This is a genomic window from Salinivibrio proteolyticus (assembly GCF_001996165.1).
GTDB lineage: Bacteria > Pseudomonadota > Gammaproteobacteria > Enterobacterales > Vibrionaceae > Salinivibrio > Salinivibrio proteolyticus.
Map to the genome: position 1 here is coordinate 1 of NZ_MUFP01000031.1, position 16,207 is coordinate 16,207.

Below are 16,207 nucleotides of genomic sequence, written 5' to 3' on the forward strand. Positions count from 1 at the left end.
CTCGGTGCCATCAGAGGCTGTCAGGGTGATGGTGTCCGTCACCTCATCACCGGCATCCAAGTTCTGCACGGCAGATTGATCGAGGGTGTACGTCCAAGCACCATCTACTAGCTCCAACGAGCCGTAAGTGCCTGCCTGTGTGACGTCGGCAAAGGTTGGCGCATCGTCACCATCAATGTCACTAATGGCAATGGTGCCGGTGGCAGTTACTGCGGTATCGCCGACGTCACCTTCGGTGACTGAACCAGTAAAGTTACCGGTGACTTCAGGGGCATCATCGGTACCGGTAATGGTGATGACAATATCTTGTTCGGTGCCATCAGAGGCAGTGAGGGTAATGGTATCAGTGACTTGATCGCCGGCATCTAAATCTAGCACCGCAGACTGATCAAGGGTGTAGGTCCAACTGCCATTGACCAGCTCGAGCGAACCGTAAGTGCTGGTTTCTGTGGTGTCCGAAAAGGTTGGGTTATCGTCGTCATCAACATCACTGATCGCAAGGGTACCCGTGGCAGTGACAGGTGCATCGCCTACGTCGCCTTCGGTGACTGAACCCACAAACTCACCAGAGACTTCAGGTAAGTCGTCGGTGCCGGTAATAGTGATAACGATATCTTGTTCGGTACCATCGGATGCAGTAAGCGTGATGGTGTCGCTGATCTGATCACCGGCATCTAAATTCTGTACTGAGCTCTGATTTAGCGTGTAGGTCCAACTGCCGTTCACCAGTTCTAGCGAGCCATAGGTGCCTGCCTGTGTGACATCGGAAAAGATCGGTGTATCGTCGTCATCGACATCATTGATCGCAATGGTGCCGGTGGCAGTGACGGGTGCATCACCTTCGTTGCCTTCGGTCACTGAGCCAACAAACTCACCGGTTACTTCAGGCGCATCTTCGCTACCAGTAATAGTGATAACAATATCTTGCTCGGTACCATCAGAGGCAGTCAGGGTGATGGTGTCGCTGATCTGATCGCCGGCATCTAAATTCTGTACTGAGCCCTGATTTAGCGTGTAAGTCCAATTGCCGTTCACTAGGTCGAGTGAGCCATAGGTGCCTGCCTGTGTGACATCGGAAAAGATCGGTGTATCGCCATCGTCGACATCAGTGATTGCAATCGTACCCGTCGCAGTGACAGGCGCATCGCCTTCGTCACCTTCGGTGACCGAGCCGGTAAAGCTACCGGTGACTTCAGGTAAGTCGTCGGTGCCGGTAATGGTGATGACGATATCTTGTTGTGTGTTATCGCTTGCGGTGAGGGTGATGGTATCCGTCACTTGATCACCGGCATTTAAACTCTGCACGGCAGACTGGTCGAGCGTATATGTCCAATTACCGTTAACTAGCTGGAGCGAACCGTAAGTGCCGGTTTCTGTGGTGTCCGCAAAGGTTGGGTTATCGTCACTATCGACATCACTGATCGCGATGGTGCCGGTGGCAGTGACAGGCGCATCGCCTTCATTGCCTTCTGTGACGGAACCAACAAAGCTACCGCTTACTTCAGGGGCATCGTTCGTCCCCGTAATAGTGATAACAATATCTTGCTCAGTACCATCAGAGGCAGTCAGGGTGATGGTGTCGCTGATCTGATCGCCGTCATCTAAATTCTGTACTGAGCCCTGATTTAGCGTGTAAGTCCAATTGCCGTTGACCAGTTCTAGCGAGCCATAGGTACCTGCCTGTGTGACATCGGCAAAGGTTGGATTATCGCCGTCATCCACATCACTGATCGCAAGGGTGCCGGTGACAGTGACAGGCGCATCGCCTTCGTCACCTTCGGTGACCGAGCCGGTAAAGTTACCGGTTACTTCAGGCGCATCGTCGGTCCCCGTGATGGTGATGACAATATCTTGTTGTGTGTTATCGCTTGCGGTGAGTGTGATGGTGTCCGTCACCTCATCACCGGCATCCAAGTTCTGCACGGCAGATTGATCGAGGGTGTACGTCCAAGCACCATCTACTAGTTCCAGCGAGCCATAAGTCCCCGCTTCTGTAGTATTCGCAAAGGTCGGATTGTCATCGCCATCGACATCACTGATCGCAATGGTACCGGTTGCAGTGACCGCATCGCCTTCGTTGCCTTCGGTGACCGAGCCGGTAAAGTTACCGGTGACCTCAGGGTCGTCATCGGTACCGGTAATAGTGATCACGATGGCTTGTTCAGTACCATCGATTGCCGTGAGGGTAATGGTATCCGTCACCTGATCGCCGTCATCTAAATTCTGTACTGAGCCCTGATTTAGCGTGTAAGTCCAATTGCCGTTGACCAGTTCTAGCGAGCCATAGGTACCTGCCTGTGTGACATCGGCAAAGGTTGGATTATCGCCGTCATCCACATCACTGATCGCAAGGGTGCCGGTGGCAGTGACAGGCGCATCGCCCACGTTGCCCTCGGTGACGGAACCCACAAACTCACCGGTGACTTCAGGCGCATCATCCGTCCCGGTAATAGTGATAACAATATCTTGCTGTGTGCCATCAGAGGCAGTCAGAGTGATGGTATCGGTGACCTGATCGCCGGCATCTAAATCCTGCACCGCAGACTGATCGAGCGTATACGTCCAGTTGCCATTGATCAGTTCCAGCGAGCCATAAGTACCGCTCTCTGTGGCATTCGCAAAGGTTGGATTATCGTCGTTATCCACCTCACTCATCGANGAGCCATAGGTGCCTGCCTGTGTGACATCGGCAAAGGTTGGATTATCGCCGTCATCCACATCACTGATCGCAAGGGTGCCGGTGGCAGTGACAGGCGCATCGCCCACGTTGCCCTCGGTGACGGAACCCACAAACTCACCGGTGACTTCAGGCGCATCATCCGTCCCGGTAATAGTGATAACAATATCTTGCTGTGTGCCATCAGAGGCAGTCAGAGTGATGGTATCGGTGACCTGATCGCCGGCATCTAAATCCTGCACCGCAGACTGATCGAGCGTATACGTCCAGTTGCCATTGATCAGTTCCAGCGAGCCATAAGTACCGCTCTCTGTGGCATTCGCAAAGGTTGGATTATCGTCGCTATCGACATCACTGATCGCAATGGTGCCGGTGGCAGTGACCGCTGCATCGCCCACGTTGCCTTCGGTGACCGAGCCGGTAAAGCTACCAGTGACCTCAGGCGCATCGTCGGTCCCCGTAATGGTGATAACAATATCTTGCTGGGTGCCATCAGAGGCGGTGAGGGTAATGGTATCGGTGACTTGGTCTCCGGCATCTAGGTTCTGCACTGCAGATTGATCAAGGGTGTAAGTCCAGTTGCCGTTCACCAGTTCGAGCGACCCATAAGCACCAGTCTCAGTGGTATTGGCAAAGGTCGGTGTATCGTCGTCATCGACATCATTGATCGCAATGGTTCCGGTCGCAGTGACAGGTGCATCACCTTCGTTGCCTTCGGTGACCGAGCCGGTGAAGTTACCGGTGACTTCAGGGGCGTCGTCCGTCCCTGTAATGGTGATCACAATGGCTTGCTCTGTGCCATCAGACGCTGTCAGGGTGATGGTATCGGTGACCTGATCGCCGGCATCTAAGCTCTGCACCGCAGACTGATCAAGGGTGTAAGTCCAATTACCGTTCACCAGCTCCAGCGAACCATAGGTGCCTGCCTGTGTGACATCGGCAAAGGTCGGATTGTCATCGCTATCCACATCACTGATCGCAATAGTACCCGTGGCAGTGACAGGTGCATCATCTTCGTTGCCCTCGGTCACTGAGCCAACGAATTGGCCACTCGCTTCAGGGGCATCATCCGTTCCCGTAATAGTGATCACGATGGCTTGTTCAGTACCATCAGAGGCTGTCAGGGTAATGGTATCCGTCACCTGATCACCGGCATCTAAATTCTGCACGGCAGATTGATCGAGGGTGTACGTCCAAGCACCATCTACTAGTTCCAGAGAGCCATAAGTCCCCGCTTCTGTAGTATTCGCAAAGGTCGGATTGTCATCGCCATCCACATCATTAAGGGCGATCGTGCCGGTGGCAGTGACAGGCGCATCACCTTCGTTGCCTTCGGTCACTGAGCCGGTAAAGTTGCCGGTGACCTCAGGGGCGTCGTCCGTCCCTGTAATCGTGATAACAATATCTTGCTCAGTGCCATCAGAGGCAGTCAGCGTGATGGTGTCGCTGATCTGATCACCGGCATCTAAATCTTGCACCGCAGACTGATCGAGGGTGTAGGTCCAGTTCTCACCGACCAGTTCTAGCGAACCATAGGTGCCGGTCTCTGTGGTATCGGCAAAGGTTGGCGCGTCGTCGTTATCGACATCACTGATCGCAAGGGTGCCGGTGGCAGTGACAGGTGCATCACCTTCATTACCTTCGGTGACTGAGCCAACAAACTCACCACTCACTTCTGGCGCATCGTCGGTGCCGGTAATAGTGATTACGATATCTTGTTCGGTACCATCAGAGGCAGTCAGGGTAATGGTGTCGGTGACTTGATCACCGGCATCTAAATCTTGCACCGCAGACTGATTAAGGGTGTACGTCCAATTACCGTTAACTAGCTGGAGCGAACCATAGGTTCCTGCTTCAGTGGTATTGGCAAAGGTGGGCGCGTCGTCACTATCGACATCACTGATCGCAAGGGTGCCCGTCGCAGTGACAGGCGCATCGCCCGCGTCACCTTCGGTCACCGAGCCGGTAAAGCTACCAGTGACCTCAGGTAGGTCATCGGTGCCGGTAATAGTGATAACAATATTTTGCTCGGTGCCATCAGAGGCTGTCAGGGTGATGGTGTCCGTCACCTCATCACCGGCATCCAAGTTCTGCACGGCAGATTGATCGAGGGTGTACGTCCAAGCACCATCNCCATCACTGATCGCAAGGGTGCCCGTCGCAGTGACAGGCGCATCGCCCGCGTCACCTTCGGTCACCGAGCCGGTAAAGCTACCAGTGACCTCAGGTAGGTCATCGGTGCCGGTAATAGTGATAACAATATTTTGCTCGGTGCCATCAGAGGCTGTCAGGGTGATGGTGTCCGTCACCTCATCACCGGCATCCAAGTTCTGCACGGCAGATTGATCGAGGGTGTACGTCCAAGCACCATCTACTAGCTCCAACGAGCCGTAAGTGCCTGCCTGTGTGACGTCGGCAAAGGTTGGCGCATCGTCACCATCAATGTCACTAATGGCAATGGTGCCACTTGCAGTGACCGCGGCATCGCCCACGTTGCCTTCGGTGACTGAACCAGTAAAGTTACCGGTGACTTCAGGGGCATCATCCGTCCCTGTAATAGTGATGACAATATCTTGCTCTGTGCCATCAGAGGCAGTCAGGGTAATGGTGTCGGTGACTTGATCACCGGCATCTAAATTCTGCACCGCAGACTGATCAAGGGTGTAGGTCCAACTGCCATTGACCAGCTCGAGCGAGCCATAGGTGCCCTCTTCAGTGGTATTGGCGAAAGTGGGTGCATCGTCACCATCGATATCACTGATTGCAATCGTACCCGTCGCAGTAACAGGCGCATCGCCTTCATTGCCTTCGGTGACTGAACCAACAAACTCACCACTCACTTCTGGCGCATCGTCGGTCCCCGTAATGGTGATGACAATATCTTGTTGCGTGTTATCGCTTGCAGTGAGGGTGATGGTGTCGGTCACCTGATCGCCGGCATCTAAATCCTGCACGGCAGACTGATCGAGGGTGTAGGTCCAAGCACCATCTACTAGCTCCAACGAGCCGTAAGTGCCTGCCTGTGTGATGTCAGCAAACGTCGGCGCGTCGTCACTATCGACATCACTGATCGCGATGGTGCCCGTGGCAGTGACCGCATCACCTTCGTTGCCTTCGGTGACCGAGCCGGTAAAGTTACCGGTGACTTCAGGTAAGTCGTCGGTGCCTGTAATGGTGATGACGATATCTTGTTGTGTGTTATCGCTTGCGGTGAGGGTGATGGTATCGGTCACCTGATCGCCGGCGTCTAAACCCTGAACCGAGCCCTGATTTAGTGTATAGGTCCAGTTCTCACCGACCAGTTCTAGCGAACCGTAAGTGCCGCTCTCTGTGGTATCGGCAAAGGTTGGATTATCGTCGCCATCGACATCACTGATCGCAAGGGTGCCAGTGGCGGTGACAGGTGCATCGCCTACGTCGCCTTCGGTGACTGAGCCAACAAACTCACCGGTGACTTCAGGCGCATCTTCGCTACCAGTAATAGTGATCACGATGGCTTGTTCAGTGCCATCAGAGGCAGTGAGGGTGATAGTATCGGTGACCTGATCGCCGGCATCTAAATTCTGTACTGAGCTCTGATTTAGCGTGTAGGTCCAACTGCCGTTCACCAGTTCTAGCGAGCCATAGGTGCCTGCCTGTGTGACATCGGAAAAGATCGGTGTATCGTCGTCATCGACATCATTGATCGCAATGGTTCCGGTGGCAGTTACTGCGGTATCGCCCACGTCACCTTCGGTCACTGAGCCAACAAAGCTACCGCTTACTTCTGGCGCATCGTCGGTCCCCATAATGGTGATGACAATATCTTGTTGCGTGTTATCGCTTGCAGTGAGGATGATGGTATCCGTCACCTGATCGCCAGCATCCAAGTTCTGTACGGCAGATTGATTGAGCGTATATGTCCAATTGCCGTTGACCAGTTCTAGCGAGCCATAGGTACCCGCCTCAGTGGTATCGGCAAAGGTGGGGTTATCGYCGTCATCAATATCACTGATCGCAAGGGTGCCGGTGGCAGTCACGGCCGCATCACCTACGTCACCTTCGGTGACTGAACCAACAAATTCACCGGTGACTTCCGGCGCATCACCAGTACCGGTAATGGTGATAACAATATCTTGCTGTGTACCATCAGATGCAGTAAGCGTGATGGTATCGGTGACCTGATCGCCGGCATCTAAATTCTGCACCGCAGATTGATCAAGCATATACGTCCAGCTGCCATCGACCAGCTCGAGTGAACCATAACTACCCGTTTCTGTGGTATTGGCGAAGGTGGGCGTATCGTCGCCATCCACATCACTGATCGCTAGGGTGCCCGTGGCAGTGACAGGTGCATCGCCCACGTTGCCTTCGGTGACTGAGCCAACAAACTCACCACTCACTTCAGGCGCATCGTCGGTCCCCATAATGGTGATGACAATATCTTGTTGCGTGTTATCGCTTGCAGTGAGGGTGATGGTATCCGTCACCTGATCGCCAGCATCCAAGTTCTGTACGGCAGATTGATTGAGCGTATATGTCCAATTGCCGTTGACCAGTTCTAGCGAGCCATAGGTACCCGCCTCAGTGGTATCGGCAAAGGTGGGGTTATCGTCGTCATCAATATCACTGATCGCAAGGGTGCCGGTGGCAGTGACAGGCGCATCACCTTCGTTGCCTTCGGTGACTGAGCCGGTAAAGTTGCCGGTGACCTCAGGGGCGTCGTCCGTCCCTGTAATCGTGATGACAATATCTTGCTCTGTACCATCGGATGCAGTCAGCGTGATGGTGTCGCTGATCTGAACGCCGTCATCTAAATTCTGTACTGAGCCCTGATTTAGCGTGTAAGTCCAGTTGCCGTTCACCAGTTCGAGCGACCCATAAGTGCCCGCTTCAGTGGTATCGGCAAAAGTCGGATTGTCATCGCTATCAACATCACTGATCGCAATGGTGCCCGTAGCAGTGACAGGTGCATCACCTTCGTTGCCTTCGGTGACCGAGCCAACAAAGCTACCGCTTAGTTCAGGGGCATCATTCGTCCCCGTAATCGTGATAACAATATCTTGTTGTGTGTTATCGCTTGCGGTGAGGGTGATGGTATCCGTCACCTGATCGCCAGTATCTAAATCCTGCACGCTGGCTTGATTAAGGGTGTACGTCCAATTACCGTTAACTAGCTGGAGCGAACCATAGGTTCCTGCTTCAGTGGTATTGGCAAAGGTGGGCGTATCGTCGCCGTCGATATCAGTGATTGTAATCGTACCCGTCGCAGTGACAGGTGCATCACCTTCGTTGCCTTCGGTGACTGAGCCAACAAACTCACCGGTGACTTCAGGCGCATCGTCGGCCCCCGTAATGGTGATAACAATATCTTGCTCGGTGCCATCAGAGGCTGTCAGGGTAATGGTATCGGTGATCTGATCGCCGGCATCTAAACTCTGCACCGCAGATTGATCAAGGGTGTAAGTCCAGTTGCCGTTCACCAGCTCTAGTGAGCCATAGGTGCCGGTCTCTGTGGTATCGGCAAAGGTTGGACTATCGCCGTCATCCACATCACTGATCGCAAGGGTGCCGGTGGCAGTGACAGGTGCATCACCTTCGTTGCCTTCGGTCACTGAGCCAACAAACTCACCACTCACTTCTGGTGCATCGTCGGTCCCCGTAATGGTGATAACAATATCTTGCTGGGTGCCATCAGAGGCAGTCAGGGTGATGGTGTCGGTCACCTGATCGCCGGCATCTAAGCTCTGCACCGCAGACTGATCAAGGGTGTAAGTCCAATTACCGTTCACCAGCTCCAGCGAACCATAGGTGCCTGCCTGTGTGACATCGGCAAAAGTCGGCGTATCGTCACCGTCGACATCACTGATCGCAATGGTGCCGGTTGCAGTGGCCGCATCGCCCACGTTGCCTTCGGTGACAGAACCAACAAACTCACCACTCACTTCTGGTGCATCGTCGGTCCCCGTAATGGTGATAACAATATCTTGCTCTGTGCCATCAGAGGCTGTCAGGGTAATGGTGTCGGTGACCTGATCGCCGGCATCTAAGCCTTGGATAACGCTACTGTTGTTATCCAGCGTATAAGTCCAAGTACCATTCATCAGTGATAACTCACCGTACTGACCGGACACATTGCCATCGGAAAAGCTCGGCGCATTGTTACCATCTGCATCCGAAATACTGAGAGATCCTGTTGCTTCTAAAATGCTGTCTTCGACCACATCACCAAGGGTTTGGCCGCTAATCAGAGGATCATCATTTGTACCTGTGATAGTTATCGCGATCACTTGGCTGCTGCCGTCTGATGCAGTCACAGTGAAGTTATCCGAAACCGCATCGCCCTCGCTAAGAGATTGCACAGCATCGCTATCTGCGGTGTAGGTCCAGTTGCCATTAGTGAAGACGAGCTCACCATACAGGCCGGATTGCGTGCTATCGATCCACGTTGGGCTATCGTCCGGGTCCGTGATCGACAAGGTACCGGAAACCGAGTCTCTGGTTATCAAACTTCCATCAGAGCCATCGATTTCACCCTCCGAGAGCGTGCCTGAGGTATCACCTGTGATGGATGCGGGATCGTCAATACGTTCCACAGCTGAGGTGAAGGTTTCAGAGGTGCTCGTTTCGCCGTCTGAGGCGGTGATTGTAAATGTCAGCGAGGCGATATCTAGTGCATCGTTATTGATTGCATCTACGCCTGCCTGAGTGAGAACAACATTATTACCCTGCAACTCGACATAGTTTTGTCCGCCATCAGTCAACGATAGAGTGAGGACATCGCCTTCTATATCCGTCGCCGTAACAGTGCCGACGGTATCGCCGGCCGCGACCGCATCCTCAGTGACCGATATGGCAGAGAATTGCAGCGTCGGAGCATCGTTGACGGGATTCACGGTGACCGTGATATCGGACGGGGTTTCTGCTTGGCCATCGGAAACAATGACGGTGAGATCAAGATCGCCATTGAAATTGGGCGGTGGTGTGATAACGATATTGCCAGACGCGTCTTCGTCGATTTCGACATCTGGATTACCACTGGTGATGGAAACAATAGTGAGAGTGTCCCCATCTGGATCGTTGATTTGCTGCAGTATTTGATTGGGCGTCAGCACTAATGGTTGGTCTTCATCTGTGCTGAAGGTCAACGACTCGGCGCTCGGCGCTTCATTGGTCTCTGCGGCGGGGAATACCGCGTCTGCGCTTGCCAATCTTAACGCCGTTAAAGCAAAAAGCTGTTCGTCGGTAATGCCACTTTCTGGGTCAGTGATACCTTCGGTCTGTAAGCCTGCAATGATCTCGCCAATACGGCCGTTCGCTTCAATGATTGCCATGGCCGTGATTGCAGAACCTGAAGCCGCCGCACCGGCTGCGGTGGCGGCATCTTCAATGGCATTGGGATCTTCACCGCGTTGGATGGCTTCAATGATTTCAAGCACATCCTCAGGTAAATCTTGTACCAGTGTATCGTCTTCACCTTCGCCGACAAGCAAGGCAGACAATGCAAGGTTTGCATCGACACCATTCTCAAGGCGTACAGAGGCAGGCTCGTTGCCTACCGCGGTGACGAGCTCTCCCGTCGAAACCGTTTGATTGGCCTCTATCTGACGTACTTGGCCATCAGGCTGAACGGCAGCAACCGTTCCTTGCGTCTCGGTGACTTGTGTCTCTGTCGCCATGCTGTCGGCTCCTTCGGTAACTGCATTGTGCCAACGCGTTGTTTTTGAATGAGTTACATTCTTTTGTCAACCTGTTAGGTGCAGTTTGGCGCATTATCGATACATATACCCTTTGTAAATATAGTTGATAGTTTGCAGATAAGTGCAACATTTGCGCGCTTGCCATAGTCGCGCATGGTAAAAAGCCCTTGTCATGACAAGGGCTGAATGGCGTTGGTTAAGTAGCGCGCGAACGTGAATGTGTCGTGGCGGAGCGCTGTTAGGTCCCGATCACGCCACCGTCGTCTTTGGTGATCATGATCACTGAAGAGCGGGGAATGGCATCACCACCAGCAGGAAAGTGAGCGCCTGGATGTTGCACGCCAACAAACATAGTGCGTGAGTCAGGGGTAAAGGTTAGTCCTGTGATCTCACACGATGTTGGCCCGGTAAGGAAGCGACGAATTTCCCCTGTTTGCGTGTCGGCACACAGCATTTGGTTATTGCCCATGCCAGCGAAGTCTCCCTCGTTGGAGTAATCACCGTCGGTTTGAATCCAAAGACGACCAGCACGATCAAAGCCGATACCATCTGGGCTGTTAAACATGTTGTCTTTGTTGATGTTATCGGTACCCGCCATTAACCCAGATTGCTTCTCAGGGTGGCCAGCCATCACGAAGATGTCCCACTCAAAGGTCGTCTGAGTATGATCGCCTTGGGTCGGCGCCCAGCGAATAATATGGCCATACGGGTTTTTGGTGCGTGGGTTGGCGGCATTTAATGGTTGGTTGTCTTTCACACCACGGTACTTGTTATTGGTGAGGGTACAAAAAACATGCTTGTTGTCGGCGTGCACGGCGACCCACTCTGGGCGATCCATGGTAGTGGCACCGACTTGTGTCGCGGCTTCGCGGGCAAAAATGAGCACGCTGGCTTGGTCAGGAAAACCGTTTTCAGGGGTTAGGCCATTTTTACCAAAAGTGAGCTCTAACCACTCCCCGTGGCCTTTTAGCTTATCGTCGCTGCCAGTAAATTTCGCGACATACAAGGTGCCATTTTCGAGCAAATCGCGATTGGCGCTACCTTTACTCGGATCGTATTTTCCCTCAGAGACAAATTTGTACAGGTGCTCGCCACGTTCATCGTCGCCCATATACACGACAATATGACCATCATCATTCACTGTTAGCGCGGCATTCTCGTGCTTAAAGCGGCCCAGCGCACTGCGCTTTTTCGGGGTCGAATTGGGGTCCATAGGATCAATTTCGACCACCCAGCCAAAACGATGGGGCTCATTGGGGTGTTTGGCGACATCAAAGCGCTCGTCGTGTTTATACCAGTCGTATCCCCAATCGGTATCGCTGATGCCGTAGCGTTGATAGGTTTTGCCTAAGGTCACGTTTTTTTCGCTGGCGAAATAGCCATTAAAGTTTTCTTCACAGGTCAGATAGGTGCCCCAAGGCGTTTCGCCGTTGGCACAATTATTAAAGGTGCCGAGGATCTTTTTACCCGACGGATCAGCCGCGGTTTTGAGCAGTGAATGGCCGGCGGCTGGGCCTGTCATTGCCATTTCTGTATAAGCGGTAATACGACGGTTTAAGCGACCTTGCGGGTTGATTGTCCAGCGACCATCGACTTTCTTGAGTTCAACCAAAGAGACGCCATGCGCCGCTTGCGATTTGCGCGCATCATCGGCTGAGATGTTTTTACCGCCGTGCGTAAATAGAAACTCATCGTTGATGTATTCATTATTGACCGCGAGCAGAGCGCGATCATTGGCGAGCGGGAAAAATGTCATGCCATCATTATTGTCACCAAACTGTTGTGCCTGGGCGCTGGCATCGTTTTGCTGCGAAAAGGCGGGGCCATTGGCAAAGATAGGATCGCCCCATGACACCAGCACCTCCGCTTTGTATCCTTCGGGCACAGTGACGGTGTCAGCCGTCGAGGTTGGGATTGCTTTAAAACCGAGTAACTCACTTTTACTCAAGCTGCCAGCCACAGCCTTTGCAACTGGATTAGCGGCGAAAAAAGCCACGGTACTTGCCGCGCCTGCGCCTTGTAAAAAGCGGCGACGGCTCACGGCGGCGTCAATAAAACGGTTGAATTCGGGTTCTGCATCCAGTGGACGCTGATCAATATGCTTGCTCACGACATGACTTCCTTTCTGTTCGTTATCGTATTTATGGGTTTAGTGATAGCGAGGCTCTGCGCCACCGGGCGCAAAGTTGGTCGAGAGTCTGGCGAGTCAATATGAAACCGCAGTGACTGTTGGGTGACAGTCTTGGGACACGAAAGTGGGCCGTTAACCCGATCACAGATTGGTTTGGATAAACGGTGTTTAGTGACGGCGTCACGTTATGACTGTCACGAAACGATCAGTGTTGATCAAAATAGTCTTTGCGTCGGATATATTTGTCCATGTAGTGATAAGCAATCGGACGGGTTAGCCAGCTGAACAAGACGCGTAGTACACGAATGACGGAAGGTGTGTCGGTGTAGATCTTGTTCTCATGTAGCCAAAGCAGGCGCCCGACATGCCAATACAGCATGGGAATACCGGGCAAAAATGTAATGATGTCGACATCACAACAAATACGGTAGGTTTTGGTGTGAAAAGGATAATATCGCTTAAAACGCCACATACCGGCAGCCGGTTGGCCAAAAGTGACGATGCGCTTGATTGCCTGTCCCATGGAGGGATAAAGCATTGCGGCGGCAATGACGGCCATTGCGCCTCCCGATGAGTGGCCAATAAAGGAGACCTTTTTGTTGGCTAGGAGCAGCGGCGCGAGTGCTGCCTCTAGCTTATCTAGCACTGTGTTTCCGGCCAGTGAACAGGTGTCGGCAGCTTGCGCCACATCGGCAAACTGGCTTGTGGTCATGGATTGATAGCGGCGCTTGTGCTGTTGCCACGGTAAGCTTTTTTGAGTGAGGAGATAATGAAACCCCCAGTGCACAAAGCACCTAACATTGCCCATTCGTATTTGCTTAGGTCCACACGCGCAATTAACCAGCCAGTCCCACGCGGTTTGTGAGCCGCGAAATACCACCACCACGTCGTCATCATCGCGCCAGAGCACGCGAATAATGCACCGTCCCCATCGATCATAGATATCCCGTCGTCCATTTGGGCTAAATCCATAATGGGTATGATCAAAATAGCTAGGGTAGGACGCGCGGCATAAAATGGCATAACGCTCGTATTGATATCGCTTTAATCGTTTCACAGTCGCCCAATTAATTGCCTGTTTAGAACAAGGTTACGCAACTAAGGTGACGAAAAAACGAAACTATCGTAACGAATGGGGTGTGAGTGCGTCAGCGTGAACACACTGACGCAAGGCGCCAAGTTTAACTAGTCGTAGCTCGCGAGAAACGGCTCTAAATGGGTGTCGTAGGTCAGAGCCTGAATGGGGCCTCTATGCGTGAGGATCCACTCTGCGTTGGTGCAATTACCAATACCGATAACCACTTGAACGAGTAAACGCAGGTCTTTCAGCCAACGCTGGGTTTGCTCGTGGCTCCAGTCGTCACGGTATTGAGCCATGTGATACTCCACCCACCAGTAAGCGCCTCGAATAAAGGCTTTCATGACTGATTCTGCTGCCAAGATCTGCTCCGCACTACCCGAAAAATCAAAATCCGGAGAGATAGGATGGCCTTGTGTAAACGCGACATAGTTACGGCAGTGCCGAAACAATGCCAATTGCAAGCCTGCCGCAGAATCATAATGGGTTAAGGGCAAAGTTGTCACTGGAAGGTGTTTGACGGACTTACGGAATAGGGCGACAGTACGTTTCCCTGGCATCAAATGCTCAATCGCGTAAAACAGGTCCAGACTAATCAGTTGGTTACTCAAGGGGCTCCTTCGCGATATCTATCCATGTTGTTGGGCACAGTCAGAAAGCTGGTCGCTGTAAAAGCCAGCATCTTGAAGGACTACGAGTATACAACACCCGAGCGTGAAATGAAGTGGGAATACAGATAGATGGCGATAAACTCGTTACTCGAGCCCGTAGCTGGCTTTTAATGCATCGACATCCTCTTTGTTCTCAACCAAAAACCGATTAAATTCGGCAATCACCTCGGGATACTTGATGGTTGAAAGATGACGAGTGCCCTTGCTGTGTGGCAGAGTATCGTCAAATCGTACCGAGCCTTTTTGAAACCCCATCTGCTCGAGGTAAAATTGTGCAACGGCAACGTTTGCGTACCCGCCATCAACGCGACCGCTCACTACTTTCATCAACAGTGAGTCGTATTTGTAACTTTCATCGACCTGAATTTGACCGGCGCTAATCCGAGATTGGTAGGGATAAGGCGTAAACCCTGCCACAACACCTAGGTATTTAAGTTGGTTAAGAGACTGCCCATAGTTGTCATCAATCACCATAACGCCATCAATATAGTTGACGACAGGCTCGCTGTAGAAAATTTTCGACTTACGCTTGATTTCTGGGCTCCACTTTGGGCTATCGGGATATTTAAAATCGACGGCCCCGTCGACAAAACGATGATACAAGCGCTTTAAAGGAAGAGGCTTGTAGATAAAACGGTAATTTTGGGTTTTGGCAAACATATCGAGCAATTCCCGATTGAAGCCAGAGTAATTACGGTTTGCATAGGAAGAGTACGGATAATACTGCGAGAAGTTTTGCACGCCAATCACGTAGGTGGGATTCGCGTGTACAGGAAGTGTAGCGAGTATTGTCAGTAGTAAACACCATTGCCATTTCATTCTTACGTCACCGACTTGTTGCACTATCACTATTGTAGACCTTGGCTCCAGAAGTGTCTGTGGATGGCATCGTATTCGCGTGTATATCAAATTGTTAAATCCGAACAGCATCATCTTTCATTGCCTTAACAATCGATGTGTCGCCACCCAATGTAGATTCCATTGCTGTTGTTTAATGCGATCACAGCTCCTTTCCTCATTCTGAAAGTCTTTCTTGTCATCCTGTTATTTAACTACAGGTTGGCCCTGTTGGCGATCAATGTGTGTTATTCCTCTCGCTAACCCGCCTTTTATCTGAGTGTTATGCGTAATGTGTCACCGAACAATGATCGTCTAGAAACGGGCTCGGAGGCTGTTTTTGATCACCTAACTGACTGATCTGTCCTTAATGCTATAACTTTCAATTACTTCCAAATTGCCCACCAAGATCTGTCGAAAAAACATTCGGTTATTGGTCACATTTCACGCAAATAAAATTGAATGAACATTCGGTATGTTTTATTTTTTCAACTAGTCTTTCATTTTTTGATCAAATCACGATGAATAAGAACGAAATTGCTTCTCAGGCGATGCGGCAAAGAATTCTCTCGACGACCTTAGAAATTGTTGGAAATGAGGGGCTTGCAGCATTAACTGCAACAAAACTAGGTAAGAAGGCAGGGATCAGCAAAGGGGCGCTTTATCATCATTTTGACAATCTAGATGCGGTAAAACACGCTGCGGTAGATGAGCTGATTTCAATGTTCCTTGCGGTGGCAGAGCCCGCGAATTTTGATGATTTTGAGAGTTATCTCGAAGTGACGGGTGATACCTTGTATCTCACCATGAAATGCGAACCTTATGCGATGAAAGCTATGTACAGTTTCACCGCGCAAGCGTTATTTGACGATCAGTTCAGAGAGTCAATACAGCGTTTCTCTCAGCATGGACTCGCAGAGTACACTCGGGCGATAGATTACTTCTATCAAGGAAAAATTCCTCAGCACCAAATTGATACCGCAATCCGTGTTGTCGATGCCTTTTTTCTAGGGGTAGGCTTGCAAAGCTATTTGTTGCAGGGGGAAGATAAGTTCCGGCAAAACTGGGCGCTGTTCTCTCAAATGCTGCTTAAGCAACTTGGTGAGAAATAAGGCGCCTTTGCAAAGGCGCCTT

The 16,207-nt window shown here is 51.7% G+C and carries 6 protein-coding genes and 1 pseudogene; 1 reads left to right on the forward strand and 6 read right to left on the reverse strand.

The genetic code is table 11. From position 1 onward, the window contains the following. From BZJ19_RS16305 to BZJ19_RS16325, 6 genes and pseudogenes are all read right to left on the reverse strand, one after another. The coding region (locus BZJ19_RS16305; RefSeq protein ID WP_478006655.1) for a VCBS domain-containing protein at positions 1–9,252 on the reverse strand (9,252 nt) is incomplete at its 3' end. A gap of 159 nt (positions 9,253–9,411) precedes the next feature. Beyond that, positions 9,412–10,335: pseudogene (locus BZJ19_RS17515) on the reverse strand (cadherin-like domain-containing protein); the annotation flags it as partial. Between the two features lie 259 nt (positions 10,336–10,594). Continuing rightward, entirely contained in the window at positions 10,595–12,466 is a 1,872-nt protein-coding gene (locus tag BZJ19_RS16310) for a PhoX family protein (RefSeq protein WP_077676389.1), read from the reverse strand. A 226-nt stretch (positions 12,467–12,692) separates the two neighbouring features. Continuing rightward, on the reverse strand, positions 12,693–13,544 hold the full coding sequence (locus tag BZJ19_RS16315; RefSeq protein WP_077676390.1) for a lipase family protein: 852 nt from the start codon (positions 13,542–13,544) through the stop codon (positions 12,693–12,695). A gap of 128 nt (positions 13,545–13,672) precedes the next feature. Further along, on the reverse strand, positions 13,673–14,176 hold the full coding sequence (locus BZJ19_RS16320; protein ID WP_077676391.1) for a hypothetical protein: 504 nt from the start codon (positions 14,174–14,176) through the stop codon (positions 13,673–13,675). A 144-nt stretch (positions 14,177–14,320) separates the two neighbouring features. Then, complete coding sequence (locus tag BZJ19_RS16325; RefSeq protein ID WP_157891210.1) at positions 14,321–15,085, reverse strand: substrate-binding periplasmic protein; 765 nt, start codon at positions 15,083–15,085, stop codon at positions 14,321–14,323. A 446-nt stretch (positions 15,086–15,531) separates the two neighbouring features. On the opposite strand from BZJ19_RS16325, the gene BZJ19_RS16330 reads away from it, so the two are divergent. After that, positions 15,532–16,185 (forward strand): TetR/AcrR family transcriptional regulator, encoded by a 654-nt coding sequence (locus tag BZJ19_RS16330; protein ID WP_131826414.1) that lies wholly within the window; start codon positions 15,532–15,534, stop codon positions 16,183–16,185. Positions 16,186–16,207: the final 22 nt, after the last annotated feature.